The organism is Burkholderia sp. MSMB1588 (assembly GCF_001546925.1).
GTDB lineage: Bacteria > Pseudomonadota > Gammaproteobacteria > Burkholderiales > Burkholderiaceae > Burkholderia > Burkholderia humptydooensis.
On record NZ_LNJS01000001.1, the window covers coordinates 460,073 to 475,092 of the forward strand.

The 15,020-nt window shown below is 69.3% G+C and carries 14 protein-coding genes; 8 read left to right on the plus strand and 6 right to left on the minus strand.

Annotated elements, in window-relative coordinates; genetic code table 11:
- The first annotated feature begins 72 nt into the window (after window positions 1-72).
- Complete coding sequence (locus WS92_RS13870; protein WP_059932560.1) at window positions 73-1,317, plus strand: glycosyltransferase family 4 protein; 1,245 nt, start codon at window positions 73-75, stop codon at window positions 1,315-1,317.
- A gap of 28 nt (window positions 1,318-1,345) precedes the next feature.
- Here WS92_RS13870 and WS92_RS13875 read toward each other — a convergent pair whose 3' ends face one another.
- Window positions 1,346-2,368, minus strand: coding sequence for a hypothetical protein (locus tag WS92_RS13875; RefSeq protein ID WP_171845250.1), 1,023 nt, complete (start codon window positions 2,366-2,368; stop codon window positions 1,346-1,348).
- Window positions 2,369-2,864: 496 nt separating this feature from the next.
- On the opposite strand from WS92_RS13875, the gene WS92_RS13880 reads away from it, so the two are divergent.
- Both WS92_RS13880 and WS92_RS13885 read left to right on the plus strand, forming a co-directional pair.
- The gene (locus WS92_RS13880; RefSeq protein WP_059932556.1) at window positions 2,865-3,299 is read left to right on the plus strand and encodes a CHRD domain-containing protein; all 435 of its coding nucleotides are present in this window, start codon (window positions 2,865-2,867) and stop codon (window positions 3,297-3,299) included.
- Window positions 3,300-3,390: 91 nt separating this feature from the next.
- On the plus strand, window positions 3,391-4,356 hold the full coding sequence (locus WS92_RS13885) for an alpha/beta hydrolase (protein WP_043282010.1): 966 nt from the start codon (window positions 3,391-3,393) through the stop codon (window positions 4,354-4,356).
- Here WS92_RS13885 and WS92_RS13890 read toward each other — a convergent pair.
- Complete coding sequence (locus WS92_RS13890; RefSeq protein WP_015602457.1) at window positions 4,326-5,282, minus strand: EcsC family protein; 957 nt, start codon at window positions 5,280-5,282, stop codon at window positions 4,326-4,328. The genes WS92_RS13885 and WS92_RS13890 overlap by 31 nt on opposite strands.
- Window positions 5,283-5,388: 106 nt before the next feature.
- Between WS92_RS13890 and WS92_RS13895 the strand changes: the two genes are divergently transcribed.
- The gene (locus WS92_RS13895; RefSeq protein WP_059932555.1) at window positions 5,389-6,984 is read left to right on the plus strand and encodes an MDR family MFS transporter; all 1,596 of its coding nucleotides are present in this window, start codon (window positions 5,389-5,391) and stop codon (window positions 6,982-6,984) included.
- A gap of 49 nt (window positions 6,985-7,033) precedes the next feature.
- Complete coding sequence (locus tag WS92_RS13900) at window positions 7,034-7,468, plus strand: MarR family winged helix-turn-helix transcriptional regulator (RefSeq protein ID WP_059932553.1); 435 nt, start codon at window positions 7,034-7,036, stop codon at window positions 7,466-7,468.
- 50 nt (window positions 7,469-7,518) lie between these two features.
- On the opposite strand, the gene WS92_RS13905 is transcribed toward WS92_RS13900, so the two are convergent.
- Together WS92_RS13905 and WS92_RS13910 are read right to left on the minus strand one after the other, a co-directional pair.
- Window positions 7,519-8,100, minus strand: coding sequence for a DJ-1/PfpI family protein (locus WS92_RS13905; RefSeq protein WP_006024552.1), 582 nt, complete (start codon window positions 8,098-8,100; stop codon window positions 7,519-7,521).
- Window positions 8,101-8,274: 174 nt separating this feature from the next.
- Entirely contained in the window at window positions 8,275-9,555 is a 1,281-nt protein-coding gene (locus WS92_RS13910) for an amino acid deaminase (protein ID WP_015600704.1), read from the minus strand.
- A gap of 147 nt (window positions 9,556-9,702) precedes the next feature.
- Here WS92_RS13910 and WS92_RS13915 point away from each other — a divergent pair, with 147 nt between their 5' ends.
- The 3 genes from WS92_RS13915 to WS92_RS13925 all read left to right on the plus strand — a co-directional run bounded on the left by WS92_RS13915 (window position 9,703) and on the right by WS92_RS13925 (window position 12,592).
- Complete coding sequence (locus WS92_RS13915; protein ID WP_006024554.1) at window positions 9,703-10,596, plus strand: MurR/RpiR family transcriptional regulator; 894 nt, start codon at window positions 9,703-9,705, stop codon at window positions 10,594-10,596.
- A 1-nt stretch (window position 10,597) separates the two neighbouring features.
- Complete coding sequence (locus WS92_RS13920) at window positions 10,598-12,079, plus strand: N-acyl-D-amino-acid deacylase family protein (protein WP_059932551.1); 1,482 nt, start codon at window positions 10,598-10,600, stop codon at window positions 12,077-12,079.
- 126 nt (window positions 12,080-12,205) lie between these two features.
- Window positions 12,206-12,592, plus strand: coding sequence for a RidA family protein (locus WS92_RS13925; protein WP_059932549.1), 387 nt, complete (start codon window positions 12,206-12,208; stop codon window positions 12,590-12,592).
- A gap of 27 nt (window positions 12,593-12,619) precedes the next feature.
- On the opposite strand, the gene queF is transcribed toward WS92_RS13925, so the two are convergent.
- Together queF and ilvA are read right to left on the minus strand one after the other, a co-directional pair.
- Window positions 12,620-13,444 (minus strand): NADPH-dependent 7-cyano-7-deazaguanine reductase QueF, encoded by an 825-nt coding sequence (gene queF / locus WS92_RS13930; RefSeq protein ID WP_015601476.1) that lies wholly within the window; start codon window positions 13,442-13,444, stop codon window positions 12,620-12,622.
- 19 nt (window positions 13,445-13,463) lie between these two features.
- The gene (gene ilvA / locus WS92_RS13935) at window positions 13,464-14,987 is read right to left on the minus strand and encodes a threonine ammonia-lyase, biosynthetic (protein WP_061083861.1); all 1,524 of its coding nucleotides are present in this window, start codon (window positions 14,985-14,987) and stop codon (window positions 13,464-13,466) included.
- Between the last annotated feature and the right edge of the window lie 33 nt (window positions 14,988-15,020).

Consider the following 15,020-nt stretch of genomic DNA (forward strand, 5'->3'; position numbering starts at 1 on the left):
GCATAGAGCGCGCATCCGCGAACGTCGCGGATGCGCCCGTCAACCGGGTGCCGTCACGCCGCTGCTGCCGCCATGAAGCTGTCTTCCCCGTTATCCAGGCCGTCGCCGAACGTGCGGCGCAATCATCAGGACTTCGATGCAATGACGACGAGCGCGTCGCAGGCAGCGGGCGCGTTGCGCGATGCGCCGCCGCGCGCCGCGTTCGCCGGCGACCGTTCGGGCATGGCGGCGTTGCCGAAGCCCGTCGCGATCAACGGCAAGTTCACGTCGCAGCGTCTGACGGGCGTGCAGCGCGTCGCGCACGAATTCACGTCGGCGCTCGCGCGCCTGCTGCCGGGCGAGCGCAACCCGACGCTCGTCGTGCCGCGCGATCATGCGAGCGACGCGTTGCCGCCCGCGGTTGCGCGCCGCGTCGTGCCGCGGCTGCGCGGCGCGCTGTGGGAGCAGCTCGCGCTGCCGTTCGCGACGCGCGGGCAGACGCTCGTGAGCCTGTGCAACGTCGGGCCGCTCTTCAAGCGCAATCAGGTCGTGATGATTCACGACGTCGCCGTGTTTGACTTTCCGCAAGGCTACTCGCTCAAGTTCAGGCTCTGGTATCGCTTCGCGTTCTGGATGCTCAAGCGCCGCGCGCGGCACATCCTGACGGTGTCGCGCTTCTCGAAGGAACGGATCGTCGCGCGTCTGGGCGTTGCGCCGACCGACGTATCGACGATCGTGTCCGGCGTCGATCACTTCGGCCGCATCGCGAGCGATCCGGCGGTGCTCGAGCGGCTCGGCCTTGCCTACGACGGCTACGTGCTGATCGTTGGCTCGCTTGCGCCCGGCAAGAATCTCGTGCGCACGCTCGACGCGATCGCGCGGCTCGAGCGCATGCGCCCCGAGCTCAGGTTCGTGATCGCGGGCGGCAGCAACGTGAGGATCTTCGGCGCATCGGCGCTCGGCGAGCGCGCGAGCGCGCACAACGTCGCGTGGGCGGGATATGTCAGCGACGGCGAGCTGAAGGCGCTGTACGAGAACGCCGGTTGTTTCGTGTTTCCTTCGCTATACGAAGGATTTGGCCTGCCGCCGCTCGAGGCGATGTATTGCGGGTGTCCGGTGATCGTGTCGCGCGAGGCGTCGCTGCCCGAGGCGTGCGGTGACGCCGCGCTGTATTGCGACGCGCACGACGCGGTCGACATCGCGGCGACGATCGTGCAACTGATGGGCGACGCCGAGCTGCGGCGCGAGATGCGGGAGAAAGGGCGAAGGCATGCGTCGCGGTATCGCTGGGACGTTGCCGCGAAGCAGTTGATCGGCGTGCTGCGCGCGCTCGATTGACGTCGCGCCGCGGGAGCCGGGCAGGATTTCAGAAGCGGTAGCCGAGCCCGGCCTGAATCACGTCGGTATCGCGATCGTAGCGCGTGACGACGCGATTCCACGTGATGCGCGCGAGCCAGCGATCGTCGAAGCGGTAGCTCGCCGAAATCGACACGATGCCCGACACGCGTCCGCCGCCTTCGCCGGAGCGGCCGCGGATGTCGCGCTCGTTGAGCGGCAGGTAGGCGCCCGCGCCGGCGGACAGCGCGACCTTGTCGTCGAGGAACGCGCGCGTGAGCCAGAATTGCGACGCGATGCCGTTGCGGCGCACCGATTGCTTCGAGCCTTCGTATAGATAGGCGGCCGTCCAGTCGACGTATTTCGCGACGCCGCGTCGATATTCGATGCTGCCGCCGAGCGCGGTCGGCGAGCGCCGGCTGTTGAGGATCGTCTCGCCGAGCATCGCGGTGACTTCGTTCGCGGTGACGCGTCCCGCGCGGCTCGCCGCGTAGTCGCGCGGGCCTGGCGTGTCCGGCGCGTCGAGCTGATAGCCGATGCCGAACATCAGCGACGTCGTGTTCGGCCCGCTGAATACCTGCGTCCGGTTCACCTGCAGTTGCGCGAGCCAGCGATGCGACGTGTAGTACGCGGCGCGCACGCTCATCAGCATGCCCCAGCCGTGCGAGTTCGAATAGCCGCGACCTTCCGTCGCGGGGATCGTGTCGAAATACCGGTAAGGGCCCACGCCCGCCGAGATCACGAAGCGGTTCTCGCGCAGCGGCAGCCGCCCCCAGAGCTGGACCGCCTGGCCGTCGCGATGGTGATTCGGAATATGTCCCTCGTTGTACCAGGCGAAGCCCGCGGCCGCGTAGCGGCCGAGCCCTTCCTGATAGTCGAATGCCCACGCGTAGCTGTGACCGCCGCCGCCCGTGAGCAGGCCGCCGAACAGCGCGAATTCCTGCGCGTGCGCAGGCGTTGCCGCCAGCGCGCACACGCACGACGCGCTTCCAAGTAGCAGCCGACAGGGCGGGGCGACGCGAAGAAGCGGAGAGAGCGAACGAAGAAACGGCACGGTTTTTCGCATTGTTTCGATCCGAACAGGCCGATTGTCTCGTAAATCGGTGATATGCGCGTTGATGCGCGCGCGCCGGGGCTGATCTCGCTCATCGCGCGCGATGCGACGAAACCGCGGATCGCGCACGCCGAGCAGCCGCCACGCGGGCTGTCCGCGCCGCGCAAAAAAAGAGCGGCCCGAAGGCCGCTTTCAAACTCGCAGATATTCCTTCGGACGGAAGGAAACAAGCAACTGTGTGCGAAGCAGTGTAGCGAAACGCCGGATGCGGATTCAGAGGGTTTCGTGCAAAGCTCTATTCTTGGCCGTGGTGTGCCGCCCGCCGGCATCCGTGCAACGGCCGGCGGAAGCGGCACGGCGCGACGTCGCGCCGCCGCGTCGCGAACGGCGAAGCGCTTCGCGCCGGGTGCCGCGCGTGCAAGATCGTCTACCATCGGGTGTCGAGCGGACGGCATGCCCGTTCGCGCAACCTGTTCGGCGATCGCAAGGAGGATTCATGTTGACATTGCGCAGGATCGGATTCGGGGTGCTCGTGTGCGCGTGCGCGGCGGGCGTCGCGCGGGCGGAAACGGTGAAGCTCGTCGCGAGCCTGCAGCCGTCGAGCGAAGTGCCGCCGACGACGAGCAAGGGATCGGGCGCGCTCGACGCGACCTACGACACGGCAGCCCATACGCTGCGCTGGCACGCCACATACCGCGATCTGACGGGGCCCGCGACCGCCGCGCACTTCCACGGCCCGGCGCCCGTCGGGCAGAACGCGGGCGTGCAGGTGCCGATCCCGAAGGATGCGCTCGCGAGCCCGATCGTCGGCGAGAAGGCGCTGACGGACGAGCAGGTCGGCGATCTGATGGCGGGCAAGTGGTATTTCAACGTGCATACGAAAGCCCATCCGGGCGGCGAGATTCGCGGCCAGGTGCAGCCGGCGAACTGAGCCGCGCGGCCGGATTTAGAGGACCCGGTCGACGGGCGCGCGCCGGAACGCACGTAGTATCGTCACATTCTTCCGGTTGGGAGTGCGTTCGATGAGTTGGCAGAGCAAAGTGGCGTGCTGGCTGCTGCGCCGGCAGTTTCATCCCGAGACGCAGCGTCCCGTGATCGATCCGGCGCGCGCGCGGCGGCTGACGAAGCTGCGGATGCGCGTGCCGCGCCGTCCGCCCGCCGGCTGGCGGCTGCGCGAGCGTTACGGCGCCGGCGACGCGCCGCTGCGCGGCGAATGGCTTGAGCGCGCGGACGCCATGCCGGGCCGCGCGCAGCACAGCCGGATGCTGCTGTATTTCCACGGCGGCGGTTATTACTTCTGCTCGCCGCAGACGCACCGCCCGCTCGTGTTCGCGCTGACGAAGCACGCCGGCGTGCGCTCGTTCTCGCTCGACTATCGGCTCGCGCCCGAGCATCCGTTTCCGGCCGCGCTGAACGACGCGCTCGCCGCGTACCGGCAACTCGTGTCCGCCGGCACGCCGCCGGAGTCGATCGTGTTCGGCGGCGATTCGGCGGGCGGCGGCCTCGCGCTTGCGGCGCTCGTCGCGCTGCGCGACGCGGGCGACCCGCTGCCCGCGGGCGCCGTGCTGTTCTCGCCCTGGACCGATCTCGCCGCGACGGGCGACACGCTGCGCTCGCACGACGGGCTCGACCCGATGTTCGCAGGCGCGGCGCTCGGCCGCGCGGCGCGCCTGTATCTCGGCGACACGCCGGGCACGCATCCGCATGCGTCGCCGCTGTACGCGGATTTCACGGGATTGCCGCCGCTCTTCATCCAGGCGGGCAGCACCGAGGTGCTGCTCGACGATTCGCGGCGCGTCGCCGACAAGGCGCGCGCGGCGGGCGTGCACGTCGAACTGGAGATATGGCCGCAGATGCCGCACGTCTGGCAGATCTATGTGCCGTTCGTGCCCGAATCGGCGCGCGCGCTCGAGCGCGCGGCCGCGTTCGTGCGGCGCATCGCGGTTGAGCGCGCGACTCAGCGCACGGCAGACGCGTCGATCGCCTGATACGCCGCCTTCACGGCCGCCTGCCCGTACTTGCGCTCGAGCCGGCGCACCGCGAAGTGGCCGTGCGCGGCCTGCTGGAAATGGTCGATGAAGAGCGTGTTGACGGTCGCGCCGAGCACGGCGCCGATCGCCGGAATCGATTTCGCGGCGATCTGCTCAGTCACCTGCACCGAGAAGCGCGACGCGATCGACTGCACGAGGCGCAGCAGCGCGGCCGAGCCGTGCGTCGCGAAACCCTTCGACGCGATTTCCGACGACGCCTTCGACACCGCCTGCGCGAGCGCGCCGCGCAGCACGAAATAGCCGATGTCGGCGTCTTCCTCCTCCTTGTCGTGCTCCCAGTGTTCCCAGTGCTCGCCGTGCCTCTCGTGCCCGTCGCGCTCGCGCGGCTCGCCGGCCGTCTTGCCGCCCGTCTTGCCCGCGCCCGGCAGCGGGCCGAAGCCGCCGCCCATCCCGAGCACCGCGAGGCATTGCAACTGCGCCTCGGCGCTCGACAGATCCTCGCCCTCGCTGCGCGCGATGTCGCAGATCGACCGGAACATCAGCGTCGTCGTGACGGGCAGCTCGACGGGCAGCGCGAGGAGGCCGAACGCGCCGCCCGCCGCGCCCGTCGTCGCGACGGCGAGCTTGTGCAGCAGGTTGCTCGGCTTGCCCGGCGTCTCGCCCTCGCTCGCGACGCCGCCCGACTTGCCGAGCGTGCGCAGCGCGATGTGCAGGCACTTGCGCAGCGCGAGCTGCGTCGCGTCGTTGATCTTGTCGGTCGCGAAGCCGGGCAGCTTGCCGATCATCTTCTCGACCGGCGCGCCGACGACGCTCGTCAGCTTGATCGTCAGCGACGGGCTTTCGAGCGCGAGCTTCGCGCGCCGCAGCGTGTCGAGATCCGCGGCCGACAGCGTCGGCCCGGCAACGATTGTGAGCGGTTCCATCTGACTCCTTCGCGGCGCGCGCATCGCATGGGGGCGCCGGCTAGATTACCTGATGCATGATAGAATTTTCGATTCGTTGACGCATCAAAAGTTGCACGAACAAAAGATGGCTGTCCATACCGCCGCCCACCATTCGAGCGGGCAAGTCCTTCCGTTTCGCGAATCGTTGCTCGCAATGCTCGGCATTTCCTTCGTCACGATGCTCGTCGCGCTCGACCAGACCGTCGTCGGCACCGCGCTGCCGACGATCGTCGCCGAGCTGCGCGGCTTCGACCTGTACGCGTGGGTCGCGACGTCGTATCTGCTCGCGTCGGTGATCACCGTGCCGATCTTCGGGCGGCTCGGCGATTACTACGGGCGCAAGCCGTTCGTGATCGCATCGCTCGCCGTGTTCACGGGCGCGTCGATGCTGTGCGGGATGGCGCACGACATGCTGTCGCTCGTGCTCGCGCGCGCGCTGCAGGGCGTCGGCGGCGGGATGCTCGTCGGCACCGCGTTCGCGTGCATTCCGGACCTCTTTCCCGATTCGGTCGTGCGGCTGCGCTGGCAGGTGCTGATGAGCTCGGCGTTCGGGATCGCGAACGCGGTCGGGCCGTCGCTCGGCGGCGTGCTGACGCAGCACTACGGCTGGCGCGCGGTGTTCTACGTGAACCTGCCGGTCGGCCTGCTGTCGCTCCTCTTCGTCTGGCGCTATCTGCCGCACCTGCGGCATGTCGAGCACACGGCCAGGATGCGGCTCGACTGGCCGGGCGCGCTCCTCATCGCGGCGACGCTCGGCGCGATGCAGTTGTTCGTCGAATGGCTGCCGAAGTACGGCATCGGCGGCTGGCCGACGCTCCTGATCGTCGTCGCGCTCGCGGGCGCCGCCGCGCTGTGGCGCTGGGAGAAGCGCTGCGCGCAGCCGATTCTGCCGTTCGACATGTTCTCGAACCGCGCGCTGTCCGCGCTCTTCATCCTCGCGATCCTCGCCGGCTTCGCGATGTTCTCGCTGCTCTTCTACGCGCCGCTGCTGTTCCAGGGCGGCTTCGGGATGTCGCCGCAGCAGGCGGGCGTCGTCATCACGCCGCTCGTCGTGTTCATCACGATCGGCAGCATCATGAACGGCCGCGTGATCACGCGCATCCGCCGCCCGAACGCGATGCTGCACGCGGGCTTCCTGCTGTTCGCGATTGCGTGCGCGGGCGTCGTCGCGTCGACGCATGCGACGCCCGGCTGGGCGCTGATGGCGCTGATGGTCGCGGGCGGCGTGGGCCTCGGCTTCGTGCTGCCGAACCTGACCGTGTTCGCGCAGCAGACGGCGGGCCGCGAGCATCTCGGGATCGCGACCGCGCTGCTGCAGTCGCTGCGGATGGTGGGCGGGATGGTCGGCACGGCGCTCACCGGCACGCTCGTCAACCAGCTCTACGCGAGCGGCGTGCGCGACGCGCTCGCCGCGGACGGCGCGCTGCGCTGGCAGGCGCGCCTCGCCGATCCGCAGGTGCTGATCGACCGCGCCGCGCAGTCGCGCGTGGTGGACGAACTCGTGCGCGCCGGGCATCATGGCGCCCATTTGCTCGAAGCGGCGCGCGAATCGCTCGTCGGCGCGATCCATATCGGCATCGCGGTCGGCGCGCTCGTCGCGCTCGCGGCGGTGTGGCAAAGCCGCCGCGTGCCGCCCGTCGAGCTGCGCCGCAAGCTCGAGCCGACCGTCGTCGCCGAGTGAGCGGGCGCTTCGTTACCTCATTCACGCCTACCGGAGCCGAAGTCAGCGCATGGAAGAACAGGACCGCATCGCGATCTTGCAGCAGTTCGGACGCACGTACCGCGCGTTCATGTCCGCGTTCGAGGCGCACGTCGGCCAGCCGCTGCCGCGCTGGCGCATCATGGTCGCGCTCGAGCAGCACGGCGGCGCGTCGTCGCAGAAGCGGCTCGTCGAGCTGCTGCGCGTCGATCCGGGTGCGCTCACACGCCAGTTGAAGACGCTCGAGACGCTCGGCTGGATCGAGCGCGAAGCCGATGCGCGCGACAATCGCGTGACGAACGTGAAGCTCACGCAGGCCGGGCGCGCGGCGTTCGAGGCGTGCCTGCCGCGCCGCAACGCGTTCCTGCACGATACGATGGCGTCGCTGCCGGACGACGCGCTCAATGCGCTGTCCGGCGCGTTGACGATGCTGGAGGCGCGCGTCGCCGAAGCCGGCGCGAAGTGAAGGAGAGCGCGGGCCGCGCGGCGACATGCCGCCGCCGCGCGTGCCGGCCCTCAGAGCTCGATGCGGGTGCCGAGCAGCGCGAGGAATTGCGACAGCCACGCGGGATGCGCGGGCCACGCGGGCGCGGTGACGAACGGCGCGTCGGTGACGGCCGCGTCGACCGGAATGTCCGCATACTCGCCGCCCGCGAGCCGCACTTCCGGCGCGCACGCCGGGTAGGCCGAGATCCGCTTGCCGCGGATCACGTCGGCCGCCGCGAGCAACTGCGCGGCGTGACAAATTGCCGCAATCGGCTTCTTCGCTTCGGCGAACGCGCGCACGAGCGCGATCACTTTCGGGTCGAGCCGCAGATACTCGGGCGCGCGGCCGCCCGCGACCGCGAGCGCGTCGTAGCCCGTCGCGTCGACGTCGTCGAACGTCGCGTTCAGCGTGAACTGGTGGCCGGGCTTTTCCGTGTAGGTCTGGTCGCCTTCGAAATCGTGGATCGCCGTCTTCACCTTGTCGCCCGCGCGCTTGCCGGGGCATACCGCGTCGACGTGATGGCCGACCGCGAGGAGCGCCTGGAACGGCACCATCGTCTCGTAGTCTTCGGCGAAATCGCCCGTCAGAAACAGAATCTTCTTTGCTGCCATGACCTTCTCCTGTTGAACGACATCGGATGATCCAGGACGAACGGGCAGTGTACTCCGGGCTGCCGGGCTGCTGATGACGGGTGCGTGAAGCGGGTGTGACGGAGGGCGCGGCCGCGTCGCGCGGGCGGTCGGCCGCTCGTGCGCCCGACCGCCCGCGCCGCCTGAGCGCCGACGTCAGAAGTACGTCTCGATCACCTCGGTCACGCGGTACTGCGGATCGACGACGAGCAACTGCCGCCACTTGTCGAACGTGAGGCACGGGTGCGAGATGTCGAACGACACCATGTCGCCGACCTTCAGGTCCGCGCCCGCCGGGATCTTCAGGTACGCGTGCTGGTCCATCAGGCCGGTCACTTCCCAGCCTTCGCCCGGCGCGATGTCGCGCGGCAGGCCGCCCGCGCCCGGGCGGAAGTGGCGCGCCGGCTCCGGCAGGCCCGCGTCGAACGCGGAATCGCGCTTGCCGAGCGCGACGATCGCGCGTTCGGGCTCCGGGATCGACTGCACGTACGCCCACAACTGCAGCGCCGGCAGCAGGCCTTCGCCCATTTTTTGCGCGATCGGGTTGCGCGCGAAGATGTCGGTCTGCGCTTTCTTGTAGATGCCGATGTCGTGCGTCAGATAGCAGCCAGGGCGCAGCACGACGTCGATCACGCCGGCCGCGGCCGCCTGCGCGAATTCGTCGGCGACGACGTCGTACCACGCGGAGCCCGCGCCCGACAGCAGCGCCGGCGCGTGCGCGAAGCGGCCGGCTGAGGCGAGCTCATGCACGAGCTCGACCGCGCGCCGCAGGAACGCGCGGATCTCGCCTTCCTCCTTCAGCACGCCTTCGTACAGCTCGATGCCGGCGAGCTTCAGCACGCCCGCGTGGCGCGCGAGCGCGGCGAGCACCGCGTCGCGCTGCGCGTCGTCGCGCACGCCGGTGCGCCCGCCCGGCACGCCGAGCTCGAGCAGCACGTTGAGCGGCTTGCCCGCGGCGCCGAAGAAGCGCCCGAGCTGCTCGACGCCGTCGACCGAATCGACGAGGCAGAAAAACTCGAAATCGGGGTCGGTCAAGAGCTCGGCGATCATCGCCATGTTGTGCCGGCCGACGAGCTGGTTCGCGAGCAGCACGCGCCGCACGCCGCCGTGGTACGCGGCGCGCGTCTGATGCGCGGTCGCGAGCGTGATGCCCCACGCGCCCGTCTCGAGCTGGCGGCGGAACAACTGCGGCGCCATCGTCGTCTTGCCGTGCGGCGCGAGCTTCACGCCGTATTCGGCGACGAATGCCTGCATCCACTTCAGGTTGTGCTCGATCCGGTCCGCGTACAGCACGGCGGCGGGCAGGCTCACGTCCTCGGCGAGCAGGTTCCATTCGAGGCGGCCCGCGTCCGACAGCGGCACGCTCGCGCTCGGCACGTTGCCGAGACCCTTGCCGAAGGGATCGATCGTCGCTTCCTGATAGTTTGTAACTTTCATCTTATCTCGCTCCATCGTCCATATGTATCGATGCGAAGTTGACTTCGCGATAGTACAGAAAGTAGCATCGCCTCGGTAATGTTATTTATTAACGCGATGGTTCGCACCGGCCGTCACCCTCAACCGATCTCAACCGATCGCCGCCTCATGACGCCGTCCGCCGAGCAGCCCGCCTTCGACATCGTCGCCCGGATCGCCGAGTGCGCGCCCGAGTTGCGCGATGCCGAGCGCAAGGTCGCGGCGCTGATCCTCGGCGATCTGACGCAGGCCGCGCACGCGAGCATCGGCGCGCTCGCCGCGCAAGCAGGCGTGAGCGTCGCCACCGTCACGCGCTTCGCGAAGGCGGTCGGCTGCCGCGACGTGCGCGAGCTCAAGCTGCGGCTCGCGCAGGCCGCCGCGGTCGGCCAGCGCTTTCTGACCCCGGCCGCAGCCGATGCTCGGCGCGACGAGACGCCCGTTTCGCGCGTGTACGAAGACGTGCAGGTGGCGCTCGAGCACAACCACCGGTTGCTGCGCCAGACGTCGTTCGACGCGCCCGCCGCCGCGCTCGCCACGGCGAACATGATCTACGTGTACGGGCAGGGCGGCGGCTCGACCGCGCTCGCCGACGAATTGCGCTTTCGCCTCGTGCGCTTCGGCCGGCCGGTCGCGACCTACCAGGACGCGCTGCTGCAGCGGATGGTCGCGGCCACCGCGGCGCCCGGCTGCGTCGTCGTCGCGCTGTCGGTGTCGGGGCGCGTCCCCGAGCAGCTCGAAAGCTGCGCGCTCGCGAAGCGCTACGGCGCGACGCTCGTCGCGCTCACCGCGCCCGCGTCGCCGCTCGCGCAGCTCGCCGATCACCTGATTCCCGTCGTCGCGTTCGAAACCGATTTCATCTTCAAGCCGTCGACGTCGCGCTACGCGATGCTGATGGCGCTCGACGTGCTCGTCACCGAAGTCGCGCTGCGCCTGGGCGACGACTGCCGCGAGCCGCTGCGCCGGATGAAGCACGCGCTCGACCTGCACCGCGGCGGCGGCGACCGCCAACCGTTAGGAGACTGACATGCACTCGCATCCCGAAGCGGCCGATACGCTGATCGTCGGCGCGCAGTTGTACGACGGCACGGGCGCGCCGCGCGTCGAGCGCGATGTCGCGATTCGCGGCGACCGGATCGTCGCGATCGGCAACCTGACGAACTGGCTCGCGGAGCAGGTGGTCGAGGCGAACGGCCGCGCGCTCGCGCCGGGCTTCGTCGACGTGCACACGCACGACGACACGCACGTGATCGACGCGCCGCAGATGCTGCCGAAGATCTCGCAGGGCGTGACGACGGTGATCGTCGGCAACTGCGGAATCAGCGCGTCGCCCGTCGCGCTGAATGGCGACCCGCCCGATCCGATGAACCTGCTCGGCGCGCGCGCGGCGTTCCGCTATCCGACGTTCGCCGCCTACGTCGACGCGCTCGGCGCGGCGAAGCCGGCCGTCAACGTGGCGGCGCTCGTCGGCCATACCGCGCTGCGCAACAACCAGATGGACCGGCTCGACCGCGCGGCGACCGACGCCGAAATCGCCGCGATGCGCGCGCAGCTCGAAGAAGCGCTCGCGCACGGCGCGCTCGGCCTGAGCTCGGGGCTCGCGTACGGCTCGGCGTTCGCCGCGCCGGCCGAAGAAGTGATGGCGCTCGCCGAGCCGCTCGCGAACGCGGGCGCCGTCTACACGACGCACATGCGCACCGAGTTCGACGCGATCCTCGACGCGATGGACGAGGCATACCGCGTCGGCCGGCACGCGCGCGTGCCCGTCGTGATCTCGCATCTGAAGTGCGCGGGGCCGGCGAACTGGGGGCGCAGCGCCGACGTGCTCGCATCGCTCGAACGCGCGCGGCGCATCCAGCCCGTCGGCTGCGACTGCTATCCGTACAGCCGCAGCTCGTCGACGCTCGACATCAAGCAGGCGACGGGCGACATCGACATCACGATCACGTGGTCCGACCCGCATCCGGAAATGGCGGGCAAGCTGCTGAAGGCGATCGCGGCGGAGTGGGGCGTGCCCGAGCGGGACGCGGCCCGCCGGCTGCAGCCGGCGGGCGCCGTGTATCACAACATGTCGGAGGACGACGTGCGGCGAATCCTGTTGCATCCGGCGACGATGGTGGGCTCCGACGGCCTGCCGAACGATCCGCTGCCGCATCCGCGCCTCTGGGGCGCATTCCCGCGCGTGCTCGGCTACTACGCGCGCGACGAGCAACTGATTTCGCTCGAAGAGGCGGTGCGCAAGATGACGTCGCTGTCCGCGCGGCGCTTCGGGCTCGCGCAGCGCGGCGAAGTGCGGGTCGGCTATCACGCGGACCTCGTGCTGTTCGATGCGGACCGCGTGCGCGACGCGGCGACGTTCGAGCAGCCGCAGCAGCCGGCGCACGGGATCGAGGCCGTGTGGGTGAACGGCGTGCTGTCGTATTGCGACGGCGCGCCGACGGGCGAGCGCGCGGGCCGCTTCGTCGCGCGCGGCGCGCGGGCCGCGGCGACGGCGCACGACGCGTTCTGAGCGGGCTCGTCGATCGACGGATTCGGCGCGCGCGGTCGATTCGGCGCGCGAGCGTGACCAAACGTCGCGCGTCGCCCGCATCGCGCGGGCGGCGCGTGTTGGCAAACGAAACGAAGGAGTGAAACGATGAAGCGATATGGCGTGGGCGAAGCGAAGGGCACGGGCGGCCAGGTGATGCCGTTCGCGCGCGCGGTCGAGGCGGACGGGTGGCTGTACGTGTCCGGCCAGACGCCGATGGTGAACGGCGAGGTCGTCGAGGGCGGGATCGTCACGCAATCGAAGCAGGCGATCGAGAACGTGATCGCGATCCTGAAGGAAGCCGGCTACGGCCTCGAGCACGTCGTGCGCTGCGGCGTGTGGCTCGACGACGCGCGCGATTTCGCGTCGTTCAACAAGGTCTTCATCTCGTACTTCGGCGAGCATCCGCCCGCGCGCGCGTGCGTGCAGTCGAGCATGGTGATCGACTGCAAGGTCGAGGTCGACTGCATCGCGTACAAGACGCCGGCGAAGTGATGCGGCGCGCGGCGGGCGCCGTCTGCGTCACTGCCGCGCGGTGCGCGCGTTGTCCGGCATCGGCTGGTTGTAGTTCGTGCGGAACGGATTGATGTCGAGTCCGCCGCGGCGCGTGTAGCGCGCGTAGACGGCCAGCTTCACCGGCTTGCACGCGCGCAGGATGTCGACGAAGATCCGCTCGACGCATTGCTCGTGAAAGCCCGTGTGGTTGCGAAACGAGATGATGTAGCGCAACAGGCCCGCGTGATCGATCGGCGCGCCGACGTAGTGGATCTGCACGCTGCCCCAGTCGGGCTGGCCCGTCACCGGGCAGTTCGACTTCAGCAGATCGGTGACGAGCGTTTCCTCGACGGGCGCTTCGTCGTGCGATGCGGTGAGGAACGACGGATCGGGCTCGTAGACGTCGGCTTCGAGATCGAGGCGGTCGAGCGACAGCCCGTCGAGCTCGTCCATCTGCAGCTTGCGGAATTCGGCGGGCGTCGCGAGCCGCACGGTCACGTTCGCGCCGCACGCGGCCGACACGTCGCGCTTGAGCGCGTCGCGCACCGCGTCGAGCGATTCGAACGCGGTCTGCGCAAACGAGCCGAGATACAGCTTGAACGACTTCGATTCGACGATATTCGGCGATTCGGCCGGCACGTAGAACGTCGCGATCGCGACTTGCGGCTTGCCGCGCGCATTGAGCCACGACAGCTCGTATGCGTTCCAGATGTCGGTGCCGAAGAACGGCAACTGCGCGCCGATGCCGATCTGCTCGCGCGCGCGCGCGCGCGGAATCGGAAACAGCAGCGACGCGTCGTACTGGTTCGAGTAGACGGTCGCCTTGCCGAGCGGGGAGTGGTCGGGGTTCATATCGTATGGAATGGACGGATTACGACAGGAAGAGACGATACGCCGGGTTGCCGCTTTCTTCCCAGAACGGATAGCCGAGCGCCGCGAGGAAGCGGTCGAATTCCGCGTGGTCCGCCTGCGGCACCTGCAGGCCGACGAGGATCGAGCTATAGTCGGCGCCCTGGTTCCGGTAATGGAACAGGCTGATGTTCCAGTCGGGCGCCATCGACGACAGGAACTTCATCAGCGCGCCCGGCCGCTCCGGGAATTCGAAGCGGAACAGCCGCTCGTCGCGCGCGAGCGGCGAGCGGCCGCCCACCATGTAGCGGATGTGCTGCTTCGACAGCTCGTCGCCCGACAGATCGACGGTCGTGAAGCCGTGCGCGGCGAAGTTGCGCGCGATCTCGTCCGTTTCGTCGCGCCGCCGGATCTGCACGCCGACGAAGATGTGCGCCGATCGCGCATCGGCGATCCGGTAGTTGAACTCGGTCACGTTGCGCTCGCCGACGAGCGAGCAGAAGCGCCTGAAGCTGCCGCGCTCCTCGGGGATCGTCACCGCGAACACGGCCTCGCGCGCCTCGCCCACCTCGGCGCGCTCGGCGACGAAGCGCATCCGGTCGAAGTTCATGTTCGCGCCGGACGTGATCGCGACGAGCGTCTCGCCCTCGATCCCCTCGCGCTCCGCATATCGCTTCGCGCCCGCGACCGCGAGCGAGCCCGCCGGCTCGAGCACGCTGCGCGTATCCTGGAACACGTCCTTGATCGCCGCGCAGAGCGCGTCGGTGTCGACCGTCACGACGTCGTCGAGATACGCGGCGCAGAGGCGAAACGTCTCCTCGCCGACGAGCTTGACCGCGGTGCCGTCGGAGAAGAGCCCGACCTCGGCGAGCTCGACGCGCTTGCCCGCCGCGAGCGATTGCTTCATCGCGCACGAATCGTCGGTCTGCACGCCGATCACCTTGATCTCGGGGCGCACCGCCTTCACGTACGCGGCGACGCCCGCCGCGAGCCCGCCGCCGCCGATCGGCACGAAGATCGCGTGGATCGGCCCCTGATGCTGGCGCAGGATTTCCATCGCGACCGTGCCCTGGCCCGCGATCACGTAAGGATCGTCGAACGGATGGACGAACGTGAGGTCGCGCTCGGCCTGCACCTTCACCGCGTGCGCGTACGCGTCGCTGTACGATTCGCCCGCCTGGATCACCTCGACGGTCGGCCCGCCGTGCGCGCGCACCGCGTCGACCTTGACCTGCGGCGTCGTCACCGGCACGACGATCACTGCCTTCACGTTCATTCGCGCGGCCGAGAACGCGACGCCCTGCGCGTGGTTGCCCGCCGATGCGGTGATCACGCCGCGCGCGAGCGCGCCGGCCGGGATGTGCGCCATCTTGTTGTACGCGCCGCGCAGCTTGAACGAGAACACCGGCTGGTTGTCCTCGCGCTTCAGGTAGACGGCGTTGTTGAGCCGCGCGGAGAGGTTGCGCGCGCGTTCGAGCTCGGTTTCGAGCGCGACGTCGTACACCCGGGCGGTCAGGATTTTCTTCAGATAATCGTGGGAAGCCATGAGAGGGTGCGAAAAGCGTGGATGCGGCAGAAA

Coding starts and splice junctions, on each gene's coding strand:
- WS92_RS13870 (WP_059932560.1), top strand. CDS start 73: ATGAAGCTGTCTTCCCCGTTATCCAGGCCGTCGCCGAACGTGCGGCGC.
- WS92_RS13880 (WP_059932556.1), top strand. CDS start 2,865: ATGTTGACATTGCGCAGGATCGGATTCGGGGTGCTCGTGTGCGCGTGC.
- WS92_RS13885 (WP_043282010.1), top strand. CDS start 3,391: ATGAGTTGGCAGAGCAAAGTGGCGTGCTGGCTGCTGCGCCGGCAGTTT.
- WS92_RS13890 (WP_015602457.1), bottom strand. CDS start 5,282: ATGGAACCGCTCACAATCGTTGCCGGGCCGACGCTGTCGGCCGCGGAT.
- WS92_RS13895 (WP_059932555.1), top strand. CDS start 5,389: ATGGCTGTCCATACCGCCGCCCACCATTCGAGCGGGCAAGTCCTTCCG.
- WS92_RS13900 (WP_059932553.1), top strand. CDS start 7,034: ATGGAAGAACAGGACCGCATCGCGATCTTGCAGCAGTTCGGACGCACG.
- WS92_RS13905 (WP_006024552.1), bottom strand. CDS start 8,100: ATGGCAGCAAAGAAGATTCTGTTTCTGACGGGCGATTTCGCCGAAGAC.
- WS92_RS13910 (WP_015600704.1), bottom strand. CDS start 9,555: ATGAAAGTTACAAACTATCAGGAAGCGACGATCGATCCCTTCGGCAAG.
- WS92_RS13915 (WP_006024554.1), top strand. CDS start 9,703: ATGACGCCGTCCGCCGAGCAGCCCGCCTTCGACATCGTCGCCCGGATC.
- WS92_RS13920 (WP_059932551.1), top strand. CDS start 10,598: ATGCACTCGCATCCCGAAGCGGCCGATACGCTGATCGTCGGCGCGCAG.
- WS92_RS13925 (WP_059932549.1), top strand. CDS start 12,206: ATGAAGCGATATGGCGTGGGCGAAGCGAAGGGCACGGGCGGCCAGGTG.
- queF (WP_015601476.1), bottom strand. CDS start 13,444: ATGAACCCCGACCACTCCCCGCTCGGCAAGGCGACCGTCTACTCGAAC.
- ilvA (WP_061083861.1), bottom strand. CDS start 14,987: ATGGCTTCCCACGATTATCTGAAGAAAATCCTGACCGCCCGGGTGTAC.